The 22,575-nt window shown below is 45.5% G+C and carries 19 protein-coding genes and 1 pseudogene; 15 read left to right on the plus strand and 5 right to left on the minus strand.

The window, feature by feature from the left end; translation table 11 throughout:
• Positions 1-108 precede the first annotated feature (108 nt).
• A pseudogene (gene argH, locus GZK95_RS01090) lies at positions 109-1,476 on the plus strand (argininosuccinate lyase); the annotation flags it as partial.
• Between the two features lie 291 nt (positions 1,477-1,767).
• Here the strand turns inward: argH and GZK95_RS01095 are convergent.
• From GZK95_RS01095 to GZK95_RS01110, 4 genes are all read right to left on the minus strand, one after another.
• Positions 1,768-2,016 carry a DUF3624 domain-containing protein gene (locus tag GZK95_RS01095; protein ID WP_075711209.1) on the minus strand — a complete coding sequence of 83 codons (249 nt, stop codon included), beginning with the start codon at positions 2,014-2,016 and terminating at the stop codon, positions 1,768-1,770.
• A gap of 1,244 nt (positions 2,017-3,260) precedes the next feature.
• Positions 3,261-4,829, minus strand: coding sequence for an alkyl hydroperoxide reductase subunit F (gene ahpF, locus GZK95_RS01100; protein WP_075711210.1), 1,569 nt, complete (start codon positions 4,827-4,829; stop codon positions 3,261-3,263).
• Between the two features lie 168 nt (positions 4,830-4,997).
• Positions 4,998-5,555, minus strand: coding sequence for an alkyl hydroperoxide reductase subunit C (gene ahpC, locus GZK95_RS01105; RefSeq protein WP_075716296.1), 558 nt, complete (start codon positions 5,553-5,555; stop codon positions 4,998-5,000).
• Positions 5,556-5,827: 272 nt separating this feature from the next.
• Complete coding sequence (locus GZK95_RS01110) at positions 5,828-6,556, minus strand: glutathione peroxidase (RefSeq protein WP_075716297.1); 729 nt, start codon at positions 6,554-6,556, stop codon at positions 5,828-5,830.
• 192 nt (positions 6,557-6,748) lie between these two features.
• On the opposite strand from GZK95_RS01110, the gene oxyR reads away from it, so the two are divergent.
• Complete coding sequence (oxyR, locus tag GZK95_RS01115) at positions 6,749-7,636, plus strand: DNA-binding transcriptional regulator OxyR (RefSeq protein WP_075711214.1); 888 nt, start codon at positions 6,749-6,751, stop codon at positions 7,634-7,636.
• 73 nt (positions 7,637-7,709) lie between these two features.
• On the opposite strand, the gene GZK95_RS01120 is transcribed toward oxyR, so the two are convergent.
• A complete protein-coding gene (locus tag GZK95_RS01120) occupies positions 7,710-10,274 on the minus strand; it encodes a penicillin-binding protein 1A (protein WP_075716299.1) in 2,565 nt (854 codons plus the stop codon).
• Between the two features lie 140 nt (positions 10,275-10,414).
• Here GZK95_RS01120 and pilM point away from each other — a divergent pair, with 140 nt between their 5' ends.
• The 13 genes from pilM to GZK95_RS01185 all read left to right on the plus strand — a co-directional run bounded on the left by pilM (position 10,415) and on the right by GZK95_RS01185 (position 22,307).
• Positions 10,415-11,233, plus strand: a complete 819-nt coding sequence (pilM, locus tag GZK95_RS01125; RefSeq protein ID WP_161987190.1) for a type IV pilus assembly protein PilM — start codon at positions 10,415-10,417, stop codon at positions 11,231-11,233.
• A 129-nt stretch (positions 11,234-11,362) separates the two neighbouring features.
• Positions 11,363-11,935, plus strand: a complete 573-nt coding sequence (locus tag GZK95_RS01130; RefSeq protein WP_075716301.1) for a PilN domain-containing protein — start codon at positions 11,363-11,365, stop codon at positions 11,933-11,935.
• On the plus strand, positions 11,925-12,518 hold the full coding sequence (locus GZK95_RS01135) for a type IV pilus inner membrane component PilO (protein ID WP_075716302.1): 594 nt from the start codon (positions 11,925-11,927) through the stop codon (positions 12,516-12,518). The genes GZK95_RS01130 and GZK95_RS01135 overlap by 11 nt, the downstream gene beginning before the upstream one ends.
• Positions 12,508-12,981, plus strand: a complete 474-nt coding sequence (locus GZK95_RS01140) for a pilus assembly protein PilP (RefSeq protein WP_075716303.1) — start codon at positions 12,508-12,510, stop codon at positions 12,979-12,981. Before GZK95_RS01135 ends, GZK95_RS01140 begins: the two co-directional genes overlap by 11 nt.
• Positions 12,982-13,007: 26 nt before the next feature.
• On the plus strand, positions 13,008-14,678 hold the full coding sequence (locus tag GZK95_RS01145; RefSeq protein ID WP_075716334.1) for a type IV pilus secretin PilQ: 1,671 nt from the start codon (positions 13,008-13,010) through the stop codon (positions 14,676-14,678).
• A 164-nt stretch (positions 14,679-14,842) separates the two neighbouring features.
• A complete protein-coding gene (aroK, locus tag GZK95_RS01150) occupies positions 14,843-15,361 on the plus strand; it encodes a shikimate kinase AroK (protein WP_075711226.1) in 519 nt (172 codons plus the stop codon).
• Between the two features lie 30 nt (positions 15,362-15,391).
• Entirely contained in the window at positions 15,392-16,495 is a 1,104-nt protein-coding gene (gene aroB, locus GZK95_RS01155; RefSeq protein WP_075716304.1) for a 3-dehydroquinate synthase, read from the plus strand.
• Between the two features lie 21 nt (positions 16,496-16,516).
• Positions 16,517-17,971, plus strand: a complete 1,455-nt coding sequence (locus tag GZK95_RS01160) for an SPOR domain-containing protein (protein WP_075716305.1) — start codon at positions 16,517-16,519, stop codon at positions 17,969-17,971.
• Between the two features lie 155 nt (positions 17,972-18,126).
• Positions 18,127-18,951 carry a Dam family site-specific DNA-(adenine-N6)-methyltransferase gene (locus GZK95_RS01165; protein ID WP_075716306.1) on the plus strand — a complete coding sequence of 275 codons (825 nt, stop codon included), beginning with the start codon at positions 18,127-18,129 and terminating at the stop codon, positions 18,949-18,951.
• A gap of 100 nt (positions 18,952-19,051) precedes the next feature.
• Complete coding sequence (gene rpe / locus GZK95_RS01170) at positions 19,052-19,723, plus strand: ribulose-phosphate 3-epimerase (RefSeq protein ID WP_075711235.1); 672 nt, start codon at positions 19,052-19,054, stop codon at positions 19,721-19,723.
• A gap of 24 nt (positions 19,724-19,747) precedes the next feature.
• The gene (locus GZK95_RS01175) at positions 19,748-20,428 is read left to right on the plus strand and encodes a phosphoglycolate phosphatase (protein WP_075711237.1); all 681 of its coding nucleotides are present in this window, start codon (positions 19,748-19,750) and stop codon (positions 20,426-20,428) included.
• Between the two features lie 128 nt (positions 20,429-20,556).
• Positions 20,557-21,573 (plus strand): tryptophan--tRNA ligase, encoded by a 1,017-nt coding sequence (gene trpS, locus GZK95_RS01180; protein WP_075716307.1) that lies wholly within the window; start codon positions 20,557-20,559, stop codon positions 21,571-21,573.
• Between the two features lie 158 nt (positions 21,574-21,731).
• Complete coding sequence (locus tag GZK95_RS01185; protein ID WP_075711241.1) at positions 21,732-22,307, plus strand: aminodeoxychorismate/anthranilate synthase component II; 576 nt, start codon at positions 21,732-21,734, stop codon at positions 22,305-22,307.
• The last annotated feature ends 268 nt before the right edge of the window (positions 22,308-22,575 follow it).

The raw sequence follows: 22,575 nt of genomic DNA on the forward strand, positions 1-22,575 counted from the left end.
TTTAACCTGCCAGAATGAATAAGCTCAGCGGAGTCTGAGTAATGTGACCGACTTAAGGATCTAGCCATTGCGCTCTGGCTGGATCCTTTGATTATCAGGAGAGATGCAATGGCACTATGGGGCGGTAGATTTACCCAAGCAGCAGATACACGTTTTAAAGACTTCAATGACTCGCTTCGCTTTGATTATCGCCTAGCGGTGCAAGACATTGTTGGTTCAATCGCATGGTCAAAAGCGTTAGTTACAGTTGGTGTTCTCAACCAAGAAGAACAGCAGCAACTGGAACAAGCTCTCAATACGCTTAAACTGAGTGTGGAAGAGAACCCTCAGCAAATACTAAGCTCAGACGCCGAAGATATTCATTCTTGGGTCGAGCAGCAATTGATTGTGCAAGTCGGTGATTTAGGCAAAAAGCTTCACACGGGACGATCGCGAAACGATCAAGTGGCGACGGATCTTAAACTTTGGTGCCGTGAACAAGGTGAAGTGCTGTTGAATGCACTTGAAGGTTTGCAGCAACAATTGGTGAATGTGGCACAAGCACACCAAACCACCGTTCTGCCAGGTTATACCCATCTACAGCGTGCCCAACCAGTCACATTTGCACATTGGTGCCTGGCTTATGTCGAAATGTTCGAACGCGACCATTCGCGCCTAAAAGATGCGATAGCGCGTTTGAACACATGTCCGCTGGGATCCGGTGCTTTAGCTGGCACTGCCTACGCAATGGATCGCGAGTTGATTGCGCAAAATCTAGGTTTTGCTCGCGCGACGCGTAATTCGCTAGATTCTGTTTCTGATCGCGACCATGTGATGGAGCTGATGTCAGTGGCTTCGATCTCAATGTTGCATCTTTCTCGCTTAGCCGAAGATATGATTTTCTACAACTCAGGTGAAGCAAACTTTATCGAGTTAGCTGATACCGTGACTTCTGGCTCTTCATTGATGCCACAAAAGAAAAACCCAGATGCCTTGGAGCTGATTCGTGGTAAGACAGGTCGTGTCTATGGCTCGCTGGCTGGGATGATGATGACGGTTAAGGCGCTACCTCTTGCTTACAACAAAGATATGCAAGAGGACAAAGAGGGGCTATTTGATGCACTCGATACTTGGTTCGATTGCTTAGCTATGGCAGCACTTTGCTTTGATGGTATTAAAGTCAACGGCGAGCGCACGCTAGAAGCCGCTCAGCAAGGCTATGCTAACGCCACTGAACTTGCCGACTATTTGGTGGCGAAAGGTATTCCGTTCCGCGAAGCGCACCATATCGTGGGTGTTGCGGTCGTAGGAGCGATAGAGAAGGGAAGCGCGCTCGAAGAGTTGTCATTGGAAGAGCTAAAGGCTTTTTCACCCGTGATTGAAGAAGATGTGTATGCGATTTTGACAATCGAATCTTGTTTGGCAAAACGTAATGCGCTAGGTGGAGTGGCACCAGAACAAGTCGCTTTTGCGGTTGAACAGGCACAAGCGCGCTTAAAGTAATCGCGTTAAGTCATCAATTTTCATAGACGTTAATGCCCAGTCAAGCAACTGATTTAATAGTGATTTTAAAAAAGATCAAAAAAGATCGATAAAAAATTGAACCATCTGGAAAAGGCTCGGTCTATAACTGTACCACTGCTTTTTCTTAGATGAATCTAAGAGAGCCCTGAAATCTACTATTGGTTTCAGGGCTTTTTTCTTTCCTCATTCCTAATGAAACCACAGCGTTGTTGAACTGCTTTCACAAACCTCACCACATAGCGCTCCTATACACGATAAAGCTGACTATTTTCTTTGCCGAGTGCGAAGTGGAATCACCACCCAGCGCATCCAGAGATGCAACATCAATAAACCAGTGAACGCGACAAATGCGCAAAGCAGAGCGATAGATTCAATACTCTTAGGCGTATCGCGAAATACCAGCCACCAGATCGCCATGCTAAGTAGCGAAAGTCCAGTCAGTTGATAGACGCAGCGCATACAGCGGCCAATCTTTTTCCAAAACCAGTTCTCTTGGCAAGTAGAGCAACTCATAGATGTCAAATCGTCTCTTGTTGGGGAGAGTTATTGTAATCGCATCCCTAATATGTGGCTATTAGCAAAATAGAGCCAATCAGAAGATAGGATCAAATTTGCAAAGTTAGCTTCGCGAGATAACAGTAGCACGTCATTGATGTACCTTGTCGCTTCAAAAATAATCAAAACAAAATTCTCGTTCTACTTGCAACGACAGCAGTGTTGGTTTGCGCTCACAGACCTCACTAGATCGCGCGCTATGCTCACAGGCTTTGTGCGTTGCTCATCTGTCAGCGTTCAAGTTGCTTACGGGGGTAATCTCGAAATAATTGAGGAGAAGTAAAGTGAGTACAGAACTAAAAGCAGCATTAGTGATGGGGTCAAGTTGGTTTGTGATTGGAGCAACGGCCATCGTGTTGGTTAGCCTGCACGCCATGCACTAATTTCTCCTGCCTATTTGGTGCTTTAGCGTCGTTAACCTGCACTCGAAAATCTCATCACATAGCTCATTATGCTCAGAGACTTTTCTCATTTGGTTGCCTAGCTATAACACCAACTAGTTTGGAGAAAGACTTTTATATTCATGCTGAACTTGAAAGCCTAATCACATAATTATCGATGTGATTAGGCTTTTTCTTATGTTCTTATCTAACACGCTCACACCACTCAAATTTGTCCACGTCACTAGGTAAAAGTTTAGGACGAACTTTTAGGTTTTCGGTGTCGGGAACGCCTAAAACCGGCCGGATCGCACACTCGAAACTAAAGCGCCTTTCTGATAACTCTTTGGCGCAGCAAAGAGTTATTGGCCCGCTAGTACCGAGTTTAAGAAAGCAACGAACTGGTAAGCGGGACATTCCACCTTTCCTTTACTAATTGAGTGCTACAGCGTTGTTAACCCGTATTCGAAAACATTATCACACCCGCAGTTCTAATTGTGTCATCCCTACAGTTCCAAGCGCGTCATCCCTACAATTCCAATCGTGTCATCCCTACAACTCAATTGTGTCATCCCTGCGCAGGCAGGGATCTCGCTTTCTAATATTCCTAATATATTGACCAATTAAAAGCGAGATTCCCCTTTACAAGGGAATGACAAAATAAAAAAAGAATGAAAAATAACAGTAAGAAACACAGCAATGAGATAGCCGCAAACAAAAAAAAGCCAGTAGGGGATACCTACTGGCAACGTCTTTAGGCTTCTAGTTTTAACTGTGTTTCTTGTCACCTAGTTGAATGTCGATGAACAAGAAGGCAGGAGATTAACCTTGTTTACGAATGAGGTAGTCAAATGCACCTAAGCTTGCTTTTGCACCTTCACCCATCGCAATGATGATCTGTTTGTATGGTACTGTTGTTGCGTCACCGGCGGCGAAGACACCTTCTAGGCTGGTTTCACCGCGGCTACCAACTTCAATTTCTCCGCGTTCAGATAGCGCTACTTCTGAATCTTTTAGCCATTCTGTGTTTGGCACTAGGCCGATTTGAACAAAAATACCTGACAGTTCAATCTCTTTGATTTCATCTGTGTTGCGGTCTTTGTACTTCAAGCTTGTTACGCGAGTACCGTCACCCACAACTTCAGTAGTTTGTGCCATCGTAATGATGTCTACATTTGGTAGTGAGTTTGCCTTGTCGATAAGCACTTGGTCTGCGCGAAGTACATCGGCAAATTCAAGAACCGTTACGTGTTCTACGATACCAGCAAGGTCGATTGCAGCTTCAATGCCTGAGTTACCACCACCGATAACCGCAGTTTTCTTGCCTTTGAACAGTGGGCCATCACAGTGTGGGCAGTACGCGACGCCTTTGTTGCGATACTCTTGCTCACCCGGAACGTTCATTTCACGCCAGCGTGCACCAGGGCTTAGGATGACACTTTTACTCTTCAGCGTTGCACCACTTTCAAGTTGGATGTGAATCAAACCATCTTCTGTGTGTGCTGCGCCCATTAGTTTCTCAGCTTGTTGCTCAGTCACTACGTCTACGTCGTATTCTTTGAGGTGTTCTGCTAGGTCAGTTGCCAGTTTTGGACCTTCAGTGCGTTTTACCGAAATGAAGTTCTCAATTGCCATGGTATCCATCACCTGACCACCAAAGCGTTTAGCAACTACGCCAGTGCGAATGCCTTTACGAGCAGCGTATAGAGCAGCTGCGCTACCGCCAGGACCACCGCCGACAACCAGTACATCGTATGGGTCTTTTTCGCTCAGTGCTTTCGCCGCTTTCTCACTTGCACCGTCATCCACTTTGTTAAGGATTTCAGTTAGCGACATACGACCTTGACCAAATAGCTCACCGTTCACAAATACGCTTGGTACTGCCATGATGTCACGTTGTTTCACTTCATCTTGGAACAAGCCACCATCGATCATGGTTGCTTTCACTTTCGGGTTGATCGCCGCCATCATGTTGAACGCTTGAACCACGTCTGGACAGTTTTGACATGACAGTGAAATAAAGATTTCTACGTCTAATTCTTTGTCTAGTGCGGCGATTTGCTCAATCACTTCCGGCTCTAGTTTGATTGGGTGGCCGCCTGAATGTAGCAGCGCCAATACGAGAGAGGTAAATTCATGACCCATTGGCAAGCCTGCAAAACGTAGCGCGGTGCCTTTCGCTGGGTTGGTCACTGCCATCACTGGTTTACGTGCACTTGCGTTGTCGTCACGTTCAACGGTGATGAGATCGCTCATTTCTGCGATTTGGTTTGCTAGTGACAAAATATCATTTGATGCTTTGCTTTCATCTAGACTAACCACTAAACGAACTTCTTGTTTTACATTAGCCAGATATTGTTTGAGTTGTTGTTGGATCGCTTGGTCTAACATAGTGTTACTGCCTTCATTAAATCTTAAAAGTAGTTACTGTAGATAAAATCTTGGGGTAGAGAGCAAATCAGGCAGATGGTCGTCAAGGTATCTAACCTGAAGTGCTCTCTGTTTGATTCTAGTCAGTAAAAGGAGAATTAAACTGACTAGAGCCTAAATTTGTGTGGCTTAGATTTTGCCAACTAGGTCTAGAGATGGCGCTAGCGTCTCTTCGCCTTCTTTCCATTTAGCAGGACAAACTTCGCCTGGGTGTGCTGCAACGTATTGCGCTGCTTTCACTTTACGTAGTAGGTCTTCTGCGTCACGACCGATACCTTCAGCAGTGATTTCCATTGCTTGGATAGTACCTTGTGGGTCGATTAGGAACGTTGCACGGTCTGCAAGACCTTGACCTTCACGCATCACACCAAAGTTGTTAGTGATGTTGCCTGTTTGGTCGCCAAGCATGTAGTACTGGATTTTGCCGATTGTGTCTGAGCTGTCGTGCCATGCTTTGTGAGTGAAGTGTGTGTCAGTTGATACTGAGTAAACTTCTACGCCACGTTTTTGTAGCTCTTCGTAGTGGTCAGCTAGGTCGCCAAGTTCAGTTGGACATACAAACGTAAAGTCTGCTGGGTAGAAGAAGAACACTGCCCATTTACCTAGAACATCTTGCTCTGTTACTTCAACGAATTCGCCGTTTTTGAATGCTGTAGCTGAGAATGGTTTGATTTGAGTATTAATCATAATTTACTTTCCTTCGAATGTTTTAAGCTGAGCTGTTGTTGCTTTCGGAAAGTATATTCTCATCAGAGTGAGTTTAAGGAAAATCGCTTGTAACTATCCTATTGATAGTCGTTCCCTATTAATGTTTGTTTCACTTGATAGGGAGTGGCGATGTAAGTTGTGTGAACTGCGTGGGTTTGGATAGGTCTTGCTGATTGTTAACAATGGAAAATGAAAAAAGGCGACCGCTGTCCAGCGATCGCCTTTCTAGTTCGTTTAAGCGGGCTAGAATATTAGCCTAGGTAAGCTTCTAGCTCTTCACTACCACCGATGTGCTTACCACCGATAAATACTTGAGGAACCGTTGTGCGTCCTGTGATTGCACGCAGGCTCACTGTGGTTGCATCTTTACCTAGCACCAACTCCTCGTAGTTCAGACCTTTGTCGATGAGGTTCTGTTTAGCCTTCATACAGAATGGACAACCAGGTTTTGAGAATACTGTGATTGACGCTTGTTCTTTGTGTTCAGGCGCAATGTAGTTGAGCATAGTGTCTGCATCCGATACTTTGAACGGGTCACCTGGTACGTTTTCTTCAACGAACATTTTCTCAACCACGCCATTTTTCACGAGCATGCTGTAACGCCATGAACGTTTACCAAAGCCAAGATCGTTTTTCTCTACTAGCATCCCCATGCCTTGCGTAAAGTCACCGTTACCGTCAGGGATGAAAGTGATGTTTTCTGCTTCTTGGTCAGCTTTCCATGCATTCATTACGAACGTGTCATTGACCGAAACACATAGAATGTCATCAACGCCGTGCTCTTTGAATACTGAGGATAGCTCGTTGTAACGAGGTAGGTGGCTCGATGAACAAGTCGGAGTAAAAGCACCCGGTAAGCTAAATACGATGACAGTCTTATCTTTAAATAGCTCGTCGGTAGTTACGTTAACCCAAGCATCACCTTGGCGAGTTGGAAAAGTAACTTGTGGTACTGCTTGACCTTCTTTTGATGTAAACATGGTTAAATCCTTATTAACGATATTGTTCGTAGGTAATATATCTGAGAGTCGGGTTGGCTCAATCTATTTTCTTTGGCGTTATTATAAAAAATATTTCTTAAAGCTCTAATCGTTTGGCACTATGGCTTTGATAGCCACAATCGTTTGGTGTTATGATTTTGATAGTTTGATCCTATTGGTAAAGGATGGTTTATGAATATTCGTGATTTCGAATACTTAGTCGCCTTGGCTGAGCACAATCATTTTCGCAAAGCTGCCGAAGCTTGCTTTGTTAGTCAGCCTACTCTGAGTGGGCAAATTCGCAAGCTTGAAGATGAGTTAGGTACCGCACTTTTAGAACGCAGTAGCCGCCGCGTGTTGTTTACTGATGCCGGATTGCAGCTTGTTGAACAAGCGAAAAAAATTCTCAGTGAAGTAAAACAGTTCCGAGATATGGCGAGCGATCAGAGTGGCGCGATGACAGGTCCAATGCATATCGGTTTTATCCCAACGGTTGGACCATATATCTTGCCGCGCATTGTGCCGAAGTTAAAAGAACAGTTTCCAGATTTAGAGCTCTATCTCCATGAAGCACAAACTCAACAACTGGTTCATCAGTTGGAAGAGGGTAAGCTTGATTGTTTAGTTTTGGCTTCCGTTGCGGAAACTGCGCAGTTCAAAGAGATTGAGGTCTACAGTGAACCATTGAGTGTCGCCGTGCCCTGTGAACATGAATGGGCCTCGCTTGAAGAAGTCGATATGCTAGAGCTTAATGGGCGCACGGTATTGGCATTAGGTGATGGGCACTGTCTGCGTGATCAGGCTCTTGGCTTTTGTTTTGCCGCTGGTGCCAAAGATGATGAGCGATTTAAAGCCACCAGTCTAGAGACCTTACGCAATATGGTGGCGGCAGGCGCTGGTATTACCTTGTTGCCAAAGTTGGCTTTGCCAAAAGAGAAAATCAAAGATGGCGTGTGCTATGTACGAGCGGTAAACCCAGAACCAACGCGCAGTATTGTGGTTGCTTATCGTCCCGGTTCGCCATTTAGGGCGCGCTTTGAGCAGCTTGCCGAAACCATTAGGCAACAGCTACAAGCTTAATTAATGACGTGATTGAGATAAAAAAAGAGGTTGGCATTGCCAACCTCTTTACGTTTGTCATATCAGGATGTGGTTAGAATAGCTCTTCGCCTTCGTCACTGGTATAGATGGTGTCCGTCAGTTCTTCGGAGGCGTATTCCGTCGGTTCATGTCCTTCACGGAAGTACTCAAACATGGTGCTGCCATCGGCTTTGTTTGTCAGCAAGCCCGAATCTCGGTCAATGCGGATTCGCACGATGCCAGATGGAATCACTTTATCTTGTTCTGCATTTAGCGATAAAGCTGTGTGCATAAAGTCAATCCAAGCCGGTTCAGCGGTTTTCGCTCCTGATTCTGCGCCAGTGATTTGATCTTTACCCAAGTTGGCGTTGCGAGTGGTGCGACCTAACGTTCGACTGTGGTCATCAAAGCCTACCCAAGCGATGGCAACCACTCCTGGGCCATAACCGTTATACCAAGTATCTTTTGAGTCATTGGTTGTTCCGGTTTTGCCACCGATGTCGCGACGTTTCAGTTTTTGAGCTCGCCAGCCAGTACCATTCCAGCCTGTACCATCTCGCCAGCTACCACCACCCCAGATATTGCTGTACATCATCTCTCGAACAAGGAACGCAGTTTGCTCAGAGATAACTTGAGGTGCGTATGGAGATGTCACTTCAGTATCAGCGACCTCTTCATCGCCAATTGGAATATCTTGCTCGTTAAACTCATTGTCATTAACGATGCTATCTTCCATTGCCACTGGGGCAAAGTTGGTTTCTGGGCAGTTGTGCTTACAAATGGTTTTAGGTTCGGCTTGGAACTCTAAATCACCGTAAGGGCCTTCAACTCTTTCAATGTAGTAGGGCTCGACATAGTAACCGCCATTGGCAAACACTGAATAGCCTTGGGCCATCTTCATTGGGGTTAAGCTGCCCGCACCAAGCGCGATGGTTTCAGAGCGAGGTACATCATCAATCGCAAAACCAAAACGAGTTAGGTAGTTGCGGGTATCATCCAAACCGACTTCACGCAGTACGCGTACAGCCATTACGTTTTTCGATTGTGCTAAACCGATACGTAAACGAGTTGGACCGACATACGTTGGTGGTGAGTTCTTTGGACGCCAAGCGGTACCTTGGCTCTGATCCCATTGGTTAATAGGTGCATCGTTAATCAGCGTTGCGAGAGTAAGACCCTTATCAATTGCCGCTGAATAGATAAATGGCTTAATACTTGAGCCTACTTGACGCACTGACATTGTGGCGCGATTGAATTTGTTGTGCACAAAGTTAAATCCACCTACCAGTGACATCACCGCACCGTTTTCAGGGTTCATTGCAACGAATGCCGTGTTTGCATTCGGAACTTGGCTTAGTTGCCAATGATAAACGACATCCCCTTCAGCTTGCTGATTGGCAATCTGGCGAACCCAAATTTGCTCACCGACGGCTAGTACATCGGCTGCCTTTTTCGGTGCTGGTCCTTGGCGCTTGTCAGTGCGGAACTGACGTGCCCATTTGATACCATCCCATTCAAGTGTGGCATCACCAACATTTTTGATTGTTACGGTTGCTGACTTATCAGCGACGGCCGTTACGACTGCTGGGGTTAGTTCTCCATAGGTTGGAACTTTGCGCAGTACTTTATCGATCTCTTCACTGCTCAAAGCCGCGGCATCAGGTTTCCACAGTACTTTTTCGGCACCTCGGTAGCCATGTCGTTCATCGTAGGCAAGCAGGTTGTTAATGGTGGCATCGTTAGCCGCACTTTGCAGTTTTGAGTTTACCGTGGTGTAGACATTCATACCTGAGGTGTAGGCATCTTCACCGTAACGCTCAACCATCCATGCTCGCGCGAGTTCAGCTACATACGGGGCGCTCAACTCAATTTCGGCACCGTGGTAGCGAGAAATTAAGGTTTCTGCTCGCGCCTCATCATACTCTTGTTGCGTGATGTATTTCTCATCTAACATACGCAGTAGAACCACGTTACGGCGATTGGTTGCTCTCTCAATCGAGTAAATCGGGTTCATGGTAGATGGCGCTTTTGGCATACCGGCTAAGGTGGCAATTTCGCTTAAAGTGAGTTGATTAAGATCCTTACCAAAGTAGACACGTGCGGCTGCACCAAAGCCATAAGAGCGATGACCAAGGAAGATTTTATTCACATACAGTTCCATGATCTCTTGCTTGCTTAGCAACTGCTCAATATGGATGGCAATAAAAATCTCTTTGATTTTACGCATTATCTTCTTCTCATTAGAGAGGAAGAAGTTACGCGCAAGCTGCTGAGTGATCGTACTCGCCCCTTGCTTTGCTGAGCCAGACATGGCGACAACAATAGCGGCACGCGTAATACCGATAGGGTCAATACCGTAGTGGTCGTAAAAGCGGCTGTCTTCGGTCGCAATTAACGCTTCAACTAGATGCGGTGGAATCTCATCATATTTCACGGGAATACGGCGCTTCTCACCAAATTGTGAGATAAGCTTGCCATCTTGGCTGTAGACCTGCATTGGCGTTTGCAGTTTAACGTCCCGCAAAGTCGCTACGTCTGGTAGTTCTGGTTTGACATAGAGGTAGAAACCAAAAATTGTTCCTACTCCAAGTATCGTGCAAACCACTGTGAAAATGAGCAATCGCTTTATGAACTTCACCGGATATTTCCTGATTGATTGAGGTATTCAAGGCCGAGCCTTGTAACCTAAGCTAACAATTAGCTTGCGTTAATTTTGTGCTTTTGTCGGCAACAATGCTGTTTACGCAATATTGGAACCGATGCCTGGAGCACAGCGATATGAATTATTCATTCATCACTGGCGTTGATATTGGTCACTACAGCATTAAAGCCGTTGTTATCAAACCAGTAAAAGGCACTCTTACACTCTCGGCGTGTCGAGAGTTGGTCTTAAGAGAAAGCATTTTCTCCGATAACCACCTGTTAAATCATCAGGAAATTGTAAATAAACTAAAGCAACTAAGGAAGGCTTTGCCCGCTTTTAGTCGATCTGTTGCATTTTCAGTACCTGATAATTCGGTTATTTCTAAAGTGCTACAGATAGATAACTCTCTGTCTGCACAAGAGAAAGAGTATGCCATTATTGAAGCATTTTCTCATCAATCTCCGTTTGATGTAGAAGAACTCTATTTCGACCATTACTCTCTCTCCGATTTTACCGCTAGTAACACACACCATTCTGCTCAGCTTTATGCAACGAAGAAAACCGTGGTGGATAATCGTACGTCCTCTTTTCGGCAGGCTGGGTTTAAACCACAGTTATGTGACACTCAAGGTCACGCATTAACTCGTCTATTGCAGCTCCTGCCACCCGCTGAACATTATCACTGGCTACTACTTGATGTTGGGCTGACTCGCTCATTATTGGTGCGTGATTTCGCACAGCAACCCCCTTGGTGTAAAGAGATACCAATTGGTATCGATGACTCGGTACCACAAACGGGTGAGCCATTTGTCTCTCAGCTCGTTGAGCATGTTCAACGGCAGTGGCAACTTTTGCCAACTCAGCAGAGAGACGGGGTTAGGGGGATGTGGCTGACAGGGGAGGGGCGAATACGCCTGAGCTTGCTGAGCAAATCGCTACGCAACTTAAGCTAAATGTTCAACGGTTTAATCCTTTCGATATGTTTGAGATTCAAAGTACTGATATCGATGTTTGTGATGGAGGCCGTTACGCCGGCGCAATAGGGTTGAGTTTGCTGGGATATGATTGGAGGGAGCGAGATCATGCCAACTCAAATTAACTTACTGCCCTGGCGTGAAGAGTTACTCAGAGCCAAACGACAACGTTTTGCTGTTTTGATTGCGACTTGTCTCTGTTGCGCGGTGATTATGCAGTTGTGCTTAGGACATTATTTAGAATCACGCTCTCGCACTCAAAAGCAGCGGATAGGATTGCTAAATGCCCGTCTGACTGAGGTCGATAAGCAGGTTAATCAACACCAACAACTTGAGCTACAGCAGCAAACTCTCTCTGCCAAGCTCCAACAACTACGCGCCTTGCAATGGCAACGAGTTAAGCCTGTTCAAGTCATGACTTTGCTCGCGACATTGACACCACAAGAAGTGTATCTCGATAGCATCGATGTGCAAGCCCAACAGGTTGTGGTGAGCGGCGTTGGCCGCACAGCTGATGAGGTGGCGCAACTGTTGGAAAAGTTTGAGCAATCTCACTTAGTCAGCAATCTAGTGATGCACTCGATTCAGCACAACCAACTCCGCTTTGGCAGTCAATACCAAGTTTTTCGTCTCTCTTTCACATTGCCGTTCGCCCCTCAGGAATCAGAATATGAACAGTAATGTTGAGTTTGGTTTAAGCGAACTTGCTGAAGGTCCCGTATGGGCTCGAGGGGTGTTCTTGGTCGCCCTGTTCGTGCTGCTACAGTTTTTGGGTTACTGGTGGTATTTCGAAGCTAAATGGGCGGGGTTAGAGAAGCAAACGCAACAAGAGCAAAGCCTAGCACAAAGCATCCAAACTCAGAGTCAGATCGCTGCGCGATTGCCTGAGCAGCAACGCCAATATCACCATCGTCTCGATCTGATACAGCAAGCTGAACGCTCGTTGGTTGAAGCGGACGACTTGCCAAGTCTATTGGAATCGATTCACCAAATAGGCACTCGTCATCAAATTATCTTTGAACGAATTACGTGGGGCGCACGTGAGACCAATCAACATTATTTGGCGCTAGCACTGGATTTTGAGTTGCGTGGTGACTTCCATCAAATAGCCCGCTTTGCGGAACAAGTCGCGCAGTTACCTCAACTTATTCATTTTGCTGATTTCTCTGTATCGCGAGTAAGCCCGAACAGTGAAGCACTTTACTTTCATGTGCGTGCTTATATTTATCAGTCACAGCTGGCGGAGAACTTAAATGCAGGTTAACGATCTCATAATGCTCATTTTGCCGCTGCTTTTTGATAGTGGACAAGCAGAGCAGGCCTATCAAACCTCTGGGCGACTCGATGACCCATTCAGACGGCCAGCGTTATCATTTCAAGTGGATAAGCTTCGTTCCCCATTTTCTACGCCACCAACCTCTACTGCCGCTGAGCAACAGAGTTTCAACCGCTGCTCGCGATTAGAGTTAAGTGCAAACCAACAAGCCAAGGGGATGCAGTTAAAAGGCGTATTGGGTAAAGAAGGGGAGCGAGTTGCCGTGGTTGAGCTGACAGATGGCACATTGGTCCAGCTTGATGTTGGTGAATCGTTTGTCGGTGACACGTACCAAGGCGTGATCACCCAAGTCAATCAAGCCGATATTGTGGTTCGACAAGATGAGCGTGGATGTCGGCGATTGCCGGATATCACCGTGTCCTTACTGACAATGAAAGGAGCAGAGCGGTGAGCCGAACTTCAACCATGATGCTTTTGATGTTTATGTTCACAATCAGCTTGCCTGTATCAGGGGAAGAACCACCGCGAATCAACCGTTTTGTTGGGGTCGATTTCCAATTGGATAGTGAAAAAAACGGCAACATCATTATCGAAATGAGTGAGCAACAGATTGCTCTAGATATCAGTAAGACAGAGCAAGGTTTGACTCTAGATTTACCTAAAACTGAACTGATGCCGCATCAGGCTAAGCGTTTTGAACTGCTCGATTTTGCCACGAATGTTCAAGCGATAGAACTGTTTGAGCATGGGAGTCGTGTGCGGATTAAAGTGCAGATCAGTGGTGAGTTTGACTATCAGTACCATATTGAGAATAAACAAATTGAGTTGATAGTGTGGCCGTTAAAAGCAGACCCACAAACACCTCACGTGTTGGCCGCTAAGAAAAAGATATCGATTAATTTTCAGGATGTGCCGGTGCGGAATGTCTTACAGTTAATTGCCGATTACAACGGCTTCAATTTGGTCGCTTCAGACTCGGTTAAGGGCAACCTTTCGCTGCGTTTAGATGATGTTCCTTGGACAGATGTATTAGAGGTAATTTTGCAGGTAAAGGGCTTGGACAAACGGATCCATGGCAATGTCGTATTGGTGGCCCCGTTAGCGGAAATTGAGCTTAGAGAGCAGCAGCGTTTTGAGCGCTCGCGTATCGAAAGGGAGCGAGTGGGCTTTCAATCGCAAATTCTGCATATCAACTTTGCTAATGCGCGTGACATCGCGGAACTGTTTAGTGGTGAAGGCGCAATGGGCGTGCTATCTGAAGGAGGTTCTGTTCGCGTCGATGAGCGTACCAACTCTTTGCTGGTGAGGGATTTTGCCACCAATATTGAAGCGATTAGTCGAATTGTTGCTTCGTTAGATATTCCGGTCAAACAGGTGCAGATTGAAGCGCGGATTGTGACGGTCAGTGAAGGGAGTCTGGATGAGCTAGGCGTGCGCTGGAGTCTTAACTCTTATCACGGTGACTTGGGTGGCTCGTTAGAGGGGAACTTTGCTCAACGTCAGCAAGCTAATATGCTGCCATCGGGCAAGGGCTTTGGGCCAAACGATGATATTAGTGATTTTCTTAATGTGAATCTCGCTTCGTCTGCGTCGAACGCATCGACAATCGCCTTTCAAGTGGCTAAGTTAGGCAGCCATACATTGCTCGATTTAGAACTATCGGCATTGCAACGTGAATCAAAGGCCGAAGTGATTTCGAGTCCTCGTTTAATCACAACCAATAAGCAGCCAGCCTATATCGAACAAGGTACTGAAATTCCATATTTGGAAGCTGCGTCGAGTGGTGCGACATCAGTTTCCTTTAAAAAAGCGGTATTAAGCCTTAAAGTAACGCCGCAAATTACCCCAGATGACCGTCTAATCCTGGATTTAAGTGTTACTCAAGATAGACCTGGCGAAGTGTTAAAGACCGGTACTGGAGAAGCAGTGTCGATTAATACTCAACGCATTGGTACGCAAGTGCTGGTGGAGGATGGCGAAACCATCGTTTTGGGGGGAATATATCAACATAGTGTGACCGATACGGTAGATAAAGTGCCGTTACTCGGGGACATTCCACTGCTTGGTGCATTATTTAGGCGCAGCTACCAGCAATTAGGCAAAAGTGAGCTGCTGATTTTCGTTACGCCCAAAGTAGTTGTGCATTAAATAGAAAATAAATTTGCATTAGGTCGACCTTATCTAGATAATTTCGGGTCTTATCACGAAATATCTGTGAGGAATAGGTGTCACAAGCATCTTCTAAGTCAGCTTAACGCTGTCCCTTCTTGTGGCGATGTCATTGAATTAACGTTGTAAATTACTGCTAAAACATGGCTGAGAAACGCAATATTTTCCTTGTTGGCCCGATGGGAGCCGGCAAAAGTACAATTGGTAGACATCTAGCTCAACAGCTTCATATGGAGTTTGTTGACTCAGACACTGTCATCGAAGAACGCACGGGCGCCGATATCGCTTGGGTATTCGATGTTGAAGGTGAAGAAGGCTTCCGCGCTCGCGAAGAGAAAGTGATTAACGACCTAACCGAAGAGCAAGGCATCGTACTTGCGACGGGTGGTGGTTCAATCATGAGCAAAGAAAACCGTAACCGTCTATCTGCTCGTGGTATCGTTGTATACCTAGAGACAACCATTGAAAAACAACTGGCACGTACTAACCGTGACAAAAAACGTCCTCTGCTGCAAACAGACAAGCCTCGTGACGTGCTAGAGTCTTTGGCTGATGAACGCAACCCGCTATACGCAGAAATTGCGGATTACACTGTACGTACTGACGATCAAAGTGCAAAAGTGGTAGCCAACCAGATCGTAAAAATGCTAGAAGAGAGATAAGAATCACTTATCTCGAATTGGAGCATACCCATGGAACGGATTACGGTCAGCTTAGGCGAACGTAGCTATCCAATATCAATTGGTGCCGGATTATTTGATGATCCGGCCCACCTTTCTTTTCTTTCCCAGCACAATCGTTCGGCAAAACAAAAAGTCGTGGTGATCAGTAATGTCACTGTTGCCCCACTATATGCTGAAAAAATTCTCTCAACTTTGGCTCTGCATAATTGCCAAGCATCACTGCTTGAGCTTCCAGATGGCGAGCAATACAAAAGCTTAGAAACCTTTAATACCGTGATGAGTTATTTACTCGAACACAACCATAGCCGCGATGTCGTGATCATCGCTTTGGGTGGCGGTGTAATTGGTGACTTAGTTGGGTTTGCCGCGTCTTGTTATCAGCGAGGGGTGGATTTTGTTCAGATTCCTACCACACTCTTGTCCCAAGTTGATTCCTCTGTAGGGGGCAAAACTGCGGTGAATCATCCGCTTGGTAAAAATATGATTGGTGCGTTTTATCAGCCCAAATCAGTGATTATCGATACCAACTGCTTAGCGACATTACCTGAACGAGAATTTGCAGCAGGGATTGCTGAAGTGATCAAATACGGCATTATTTATGATGCGCAGTTCTTTGTCTGGCTAGAGCAAAATCTCGATGCCCTATATGCACTTGATGAGCAGGCGTTAACTTATGCGATAGCTCGTTGTTGTGAAATCAAAGCAGAAGTCGTTGCCCAAGATGAAAAAGAGTCTGGCATCCGTGCCTTGCTCAATTTAGGGCATACCTTTGGTCATGCAATTGAAGCTGAGATGGGTTACGGGAACTGGCTGCATGGAGAAGCGGTATCTTCAGGTACCGTGATGGCTGCGAAAACGGCGCATTTATTGGGTGATATCAGCCAAGAGCAGTTTGAGCGTATCCTTGCTTTACTTAAGCGCGCCAAACTACCAGTCCATACGCCTGAAACGATGAGCTTTGATGATTTCATGCGCCATATGATGCGTGATAAAAAAGTGCTTGCTGGTGAATTGCGCTTGGTATTACCCACGGATATTGGCAGCGCTGAAGTAGTGAAAGGGGTCTCTGAAGAGATCATCAAGCAAGCGATCGATTTTGGTCGGAAATTGTAGTCTAGAGCTTAGGTTGATTATATGAGTGTGACGCATCAATCCAGAGTGTTGGAACTGGATAGCCAAGTAGAGTTACTGGAGCGCCTCCAGTTATTGACGCATTTTACCTCTAATTTTGTCACCATATCAGGTGCTTCTGGTGCAGGTAAAACTTGGTTAGCGCAACGCTTTTTAGAAGCTTGGGCGCAAGATAAGAACCAAGCATTGTTGATGTGTCACCCCAACCAGAGCGACGAGCAGCATCGCACGACAATTCTTACTCAACTTTTGTCTGAGCCTATGTTCAATCCGGCTGACAATCTGGTTGAGAGCTTTACCCGCAACATGGAGCATGAGTCATGCGATATCGTTATTGTTGTCGATGACGCTCATCTGCTTAATGAAACGCTGATCTCTGAACTGTGGCTTTTGGTGATGCAAACGCAACGTCAAAGCCGCTGGCGTATTAATGTGGTTCTATTTAGTCGTGTTGCCAGCTTAGATGGATTGTTCCGACGCTTAAGTCACGGCCAAGATATTAAGCCGATTGAGTTGGAAATTGATCCTTTGAGTGCTCAAGAGGCAGAGCGGTTCTTTGAACAGTTAGTGATGCGCTTTGTTGAAGATGACATGGAAAGAAGGGTACGCAATGCGTATCGAACGGTAGCAAAACGTCCGGGGGATATCATGGCTTTAGGTGATCAGAAGGCTGAGAAAAAGGTAGTGATTCGTTCTATTATTGGCTCACCAATCAATATCGCTTTAGTGGTGCTCTTGTTGTTGGTAATCATTGGCGGTGGCTATTGGTGGATGATGAGCCAACCAACGCCAGATGAAGCGGCGCAGCAAATAACCGAGCAAGTTGAACAAACCGTTATTCCAACGCTTGAAGAGCCAGAAAGTGAGGTGAGTCAAGCGGTAGCGACGGAGCCAACCCAAGAACCGACTGAAACGCCAAGCGACTTGGTGGAAGATGACTCTAGTGCACTGCCGCCAGAAGTTGTCAATAAACCGGAAAGTGTCGGTGTGATTGAAGATGACTCTCAACGTGTTGTGATTACCTCTGAAGTGGTGGATGCGTTGATGGAGAATGAAGCGCAACCTGCAGACACGGCTGAAGTAGAAAAATTGGTGGACGATGCCCGTGTTGAAGTGCCAGCAGAGTCCAACAGCCAAGTCTTTACGCCGATTACTTTTGAGTTCGCCGTCGATGAGCTTAATAGCTACTCCCCACGCAGTTACACTTTGCAATTGGCGGCGGTAAATAGCCGTTTGGAAGTACAGAACTTCCTTAATCGTTACGAGCTAAACGATAAGGTACAGGTTTACCCAACCACACGTAGCGGTGTTGAGTGGTTTATTATTACCTTTGATAACTACCCAACGATACAAATGGCACGCGATGCTGTTGAGAATTTACCTGAATCGCTTCAAAAGCTCGACCCATGGGCAAAATCACTCAATCAGGTTCAGCGTGAGATTGCACGAGGCAATTAAATAAACGGTGTATTTGCTATTTTGTATTCATGGTTGAGCCTAAGTAGAAACTTTCTGCTTGCTCAACCGAAATCGCTCTGCCAATTGCTTTGGGTATGGCGTTAAATATGTTACATTCCGCAGCCTTAATTTGTGGTAGATAGATAGAGCAGTCGATGAAAAAGCAGCGTGCCTTCCTAAAATGGGCTGGCGGAAAATACGGACTAGTTGAAGATATTCAGCGTCATCTGCCTGAAGCACGCAAACTGGTAGAACCGTTCGTTGGTGCTGGCTCTGTGTTTCTCAATACTGACTACGACCACTACTTGCTGGCAGATATCAACCCAGATTTGATCAACCTGTATAACTTGATTAAAGAGAGCCCAGAAGATTACATTTCTGAGGCTAAACGTTGGTTTGTGCCTGAGAATAACCGCAAAGAAGCCTATTTAGACATTCGCGCCGAGTTTAATAAAACCGACAACGTGATGTATCGTTCGTTAGCATTTCTCTACATGAACCGCTTTGGTTTCAACGGGCTTTGTCGCTATAACAAAAAAGGCGGCTTCAACGTTCCGTTTGGATCATACAAAAAGCCTTACTTCCCTGAAAAGGAACTGGAGTTTTTTGCAGAAAAAGCCAAAAAAGCCACGTTTGTTTGTGAGGGTTACCAAGAGACTTTTAAACGCGCACGCAAAGGCTGCGTGGTGTATTGTGATCCCCCATATGCGCCTCTTTCTACTACAGCAAACTTTACCTCATACGCAGGTAACGGCTTTTCGCTTGATGATCAGGCGGCATTAGCGGATATCGCTGAAGTTACTGCGAAGCAAAAAGGCATTCCAGTCCTGATTTCCAATCACGATACCACTTTAACTCGTCGCCTATACCATGGTGCTGAGCTGAATGTGGTGAAAGTGAAGCGCACTATTAGCCGCAATGGTGCAGGGCGCAACAAAGTTGATGAGTTGCTTGCCTTGTTTAATCCAATTAAAGACTAAGTTATACATTTCTTAACCTGCCACTATCATCTGCCTGACCGCTTAGGTAGAATTGCGCCAAATTTACGCAATGAAGCCAATTTACTTTTTGAGGTCAGGTATGAAAGATTTCCTTATCGCTCCGTCGATTTTGTCTGCAGATTTTGCGCGTCTTGGTGAAGACGTTGAAAAAGTACTCGCTGCAGGCGCGGATGTCGTGCACTTTGACGTTATGGATAACCACTATGTGCCAAACCTGACTTTTGGTGCTCCAGTGTGTAAAGCATTACGTGATTACGGCATTACTGCTCCTATTGATGTGCATCTTATGGTTAAACCCGTTGATAGCATTGTGCCTGATTTCGCAAAAGCTGGCGCATCGATGATTACGTTCCATATTGAAGCATCTGAACACGTTGATCGCACTCTGCAGTTGATTAAAGAGCACGGCTGTAAAGCGGGTGTAGTACTTAACCCAGCGACGCCATTGGTACATTTGGAATACATTATGGATAAAGTCGACATGATTTTATTGATGTCGGTAAATCCAGGTTTTGGCGGTCAATCGTTTATTCCTAATACGTTGGACAAGCTTCGTGCAGTTCGTAAGATGATCGATGAGTCTGGTCGTGATATCCGCTTAGAAATCGACGGCGGCGTGAAAGTGGATAATATCCGCGAAATCGCAGAAGCGGGTGCAGATATGTTTGTAGCAGGCTCTGCTATCTTCAGTCAGCCAGATTACAAGCAAGTGATCGATGAGATGCGTGCCGAGTTGGCAAAAGCGAAGTAACACAAGTAGAAGTAGGATAGAGCATTGAACCAAGTAAAACTAATCGCGTTTGATTTAGATGGTACTTTATTAGATAGCGTTCCTGATCTGGCTGTTGCAGCCGATCAAGCTGTGCGTGCACTAGGCTATGCTGGTGTTACGGAAGAACAAGTTCGTGACTACGTGGGCAATGGTGCTGATATCTTAATTGGTCGCGCATTGAGCCAAAGTATGACCATTAACCCTGAGTTTGATGCCGATTTGCTCGCAAAGGGGCGCCAGCTATTTGATGAGTACTATGCGCAAAGTGGCCATAAGTTGACTCATCTCTACTCGCAAGTGAAAGAAACGCTAACTGAGCTCAAGCAAGCGGGTTTTATCTTGGCGTTGGTCACCAATAAACCCTCTAAGTTTGTTCCTGAAATCTTAGAACAGCATGATATTGCTCAGTATTTTACTGATGTGCTTGGTGGCGATGCTTTCCCAGAGCGTAAGCCAAATCCAATCGCCTTGAATTGGTTATTGGAAAAGCACGGCTGCCAAGCGAATGAAATGCTGATGGTTGGAGATTCGAAGAACGATATCCTTGCGGCTAAAAATGCCGGTTGTCGCTCATTTGCTCTGACATATGGCTATAACCACGGTGAGCCTATTGCTGCTAGCAACCCGGATTTTGTCGCTGACAATATCGGACAATTACTCGAAGTGATCGCTGTTTCGGCTTAAGCCAAATAAAATCACTGGCAAAGTACTCACCAAAATGAGTACACTGATTAACCTTGCTGCTTTAACTAATTCGAAGTAGTAAGGTTTTTCTCATTTTATTAGATTAAGAAGTCAAAGGAATCATTCCCATGAGCAAACCCATTGTATTGAGTGGTGTTCAACCGTCAGGTGAACTAAGTATCGGTAATTACTTGGGTGCTCTACGTCAATGGCAGCAAATGCAAGACGATTACGATTGCCAGTACTGCGTGGTTGACCTTCATGCGATTACGGTTCGCCAAGACCCGAAAGCGCTTTATGAAGCAACTTTAGATGCATTAGCAATCTGTCTTGCTGTTGGTGTTGATCCACAGAAGAGCACACTATTTGTTCAGTCACACGTACCAGAGCATGCTCAACTTGGTTGGCTTCTTAACTGTTACACCCAGATGGGTGAACTGAGCCGTATGACTCAGTTTAAAGACAAGTCAGCACGTTATGCGAATGATGTAAACGTCGGGCTCTTTGGTTACCCAGTACTTATGGCGGCAGATATTCTGTTGTATGGCGCTAACCAAGTGCCAGTAGGTAGTGACCAGAAACAGCACTTAGAACTTGCGCGTGATATTGCGACTCGCTTTAACAACATCTACTCGCCAGAAAGCCCAATCTTCACTATTCCAGAGCCTTACATTCCAACGGTTAATGCTCGTGTAATGAGCCTTCAGGATGCGACTAAGAAGATGTCTAAGTCTGATGACAACCGTAAGAACGTGATCACGCTATTGGAAGATCCGAAGTCGATCATTAAAAAGATCAACAAGGCGCAAACTGATACTGAAACACCGCCTCGTATCGCTCACGATTGGGATAACAAAGCGGGTATCTCTAACTTAATGGGTCTTTACTCGGCAGCAACCGGTATGAGCTTTGAAGAAATCGAAGCGAAATACCAAGGTGTAGAGATGTATGGACCGTTTAAGAAAGATGTCGGTGAAGCATTAGTTGCGATGCTGGAGCCAATTCAAGCTGAGTATCACCGTATTCGTGCTGATCGTGCTTACATGGACCAAGTCATGAAGCAAGGCGCGGAAAAAGCATCGGCTCGCGCAGCTGAAACATTGGCGAAAGTATACCAAGCGGTAGGTTTTGTTGGCCGTCCATAGTCAATGAATCACGATAAGAAGGTCAGCATGATGCTGGCCTTTTTTGTTGCGCTTGTAACTCTTCAGGGAAGGAAAAATAAACTTTTACTTGCCTTTGTGGCGCACTATTGCACAATACTCGCCCCAACTAAGATTGATTATTGAGCTGTTTGTCTGTCATGTTACTGATCATTGATAATTACGATTCGTTTACCTACAACCTATACCAATACTTTTGTGAGTTGGGTGTGGAAGTGCAGGTGGTACGCAATGATCAGATTGATATTCAAGCGATAGAAGCGCTTGAGCCAACTCATTTAGTCATTTCCCCTGGGCCTTGTACACCGAATGAGGCGGGTATTTCACTTGAAGCAATAGAGCATTTTGCCGGTAAGTTGCCGATTCTGGGGGTGTGCCTTGGTCACCAAGCGATCGCCCAAGTGTTTGGCGGCGAAGTGGTGCGCGCTCGTCGTGTTATGCATGGTAAAACCTCACCGATTCGCCATACAGGGACAAGTGTATTTAGGGGGCTAAATAACCCGCTAACTGTTACGCGTTATCACTCCCTTGTTGTTAAAAATGGCACGTTACCTGATTGCTTTGAACTGACGGCTTGGACTGAGCTAGAGGATGGTTCGATGGATGAAATCATGGGCTATCAGCATAAAACTTTGCCGATTCATGCTGTGCAATTTCACCCTGAGTCGATAAAAACCGAGCAAGGTCATCAGCTATTGGCGAACTTTCTTTCTTGATAAACTTCCGTCGCACTTTTTTTGTGCTTAAACTCGACAAAGATCACTATTTGTAACATTTGTTTTACATCGATCTTTTGTTGATATTAAATGAGAAAGTATTCGTTGAAGCTCTCGTCTAGTTGCTTTCTTCCTATCTTATCGATGTACACTATTTTTCTCTGCTTTATTGGCACTAATCTCTATCCTAAACCTTAACTTATACCAATCTTAACTATTAATTGCTTCATAAAAGTACTTAAATGATGCATAAATAGTCATGTGGTTG

Source organism: Vibrio panuliri, from assembly GCF_009938205.1.
Taxonomy (GTDB): Bacteria; Pseudomonadota; Gammaproteobacteria; order Enterobacterales; family Vibrionaceae; genus Vibrio; species Vibrio panuliri.

What these genes read in the sequence shown, in the direction of transcription:
- GZK95_RS01095 (WP_075711209.1), bottom strand. Translation starts at nt 2,016, where the DNA reads ATGAGTTGCTCTACTTGCCAAGAGAACTGGTTTTGGAAAAAGATTGGC.
- ahpF (WP_075711210.1), bottom strand. Translation starts at nt 4,829, where the DNA reads ATGTTAGACCAAGCGATCCAACAACAACTCAAACAATATCTGGCTAAT.
- ahpC (WP_075716296.1), bottom strand. Translation starts at nt 5,555, where the DNA reads ATGATTAATACTCAAATCAAACCATTCTCAGCTACAGCATTCAAAAAC.
- GZK95_RS01110 (WP_075716297.1), bottom strand. Translation starts at nt 6,556, where the DNA reads ATGTTTACATCAAAAGAAGGTCAAGCAGTACCACAAGTTACTTTTCCA.
- oxyR (WP_075711214.1), top strand. Translation starts at nt 6,749, where the DNA reads ATGAATATTCGTGATTTCGAATACTTAGTCGCCTTGGCTGAGCACAAT.
- pilM (WP_161987190.1), top strand. Translation starts at nt 10,415, where the DNA reads ATGAATTATTCATTCATCACTGGCGTTGATATTGGTCACTACAGCATT.
- GZK95_RS01130 (WP_075716301.1), top strand. Translation starts at nt 11,363, where the DNA reads ATGCCAACTCAAATTAACTTACTGCCCTGGCGTGAAGAGTTACTCAGA.
- GZK95_RS01135 (WP_075716302.1), top strand. Translation starts at nt 11,925, where the DNA reads ATGAACAGTAATGTTGAGTTTGGTTTAAGCGAACTTGCTGAAGGTCCC.
- GZK95_RS01140 (WP_075716303.1), top strand. Translation starts at nt 12,508, where the DNA reads ATGCAGGTTAACGATCTCATAATGCTCATTTTGCCGCTGCTTTTTGAT.
- GZK95_RS01145 (WP_075716334.1), top strand. Translation starts at nt 13,008, where the DNA reads ATGTTTATGTTCACAATCAGCTTGCCTGTATCAGGGGAAGAACCACCG.
- aroK (WP_075711226.1), top strand. Translation starts at nt 14,843, where the DNA reads ATGGCTGAGAAACGCAATATTTTCCTTGTTGGCCCGATGGGAGCCGGC.
- aroB (WP_075716304.1), top strand. Translation starts at nt 15,392, where the DNA reads ATGGAACGGATTACGGTCAGCTTAGGCGAACGTAGCTATCCAATATCA.
- GZK95_RS01160 (WP_075716305.1), top strand. Translation starts at nt 16,517, where the DNA reads ATGAGTGTGACGCATCAATCCAGAGTGTTGGAACTGGATAGCCAAGTA.
- GZK95_RS01165 (WP_075716306.1), top strand. Translation starts at nt 18,127, where the DNA reads ATGAAAAAGCAGCGTGCCTTCCTAAAATGGGCTGGCGGAAAATACGGA.
- rpe (WP_075711235.1), top strand. Translation starts at nt 19,052, where the DNA reads ATGAAAGATTTCCTTATCGCTCCGTCGATTTTGTCTGCAGATTTTGCG.
- trpS (WP_075716307.1), top strand. Translation starts at nt 20,557, where the DNA reads ATGAGCAAACCCATTGTATTGAGTGGTGTTCAACCGTCAGGTGAACTA.
- GZK95_RS01185 (WP_075711241.1), top strand. Translation starts at nt 21,732, where the DNA reads ATGTTACTGATCATTGATAATTACGATTCGTTTACCTACAACCTATAC.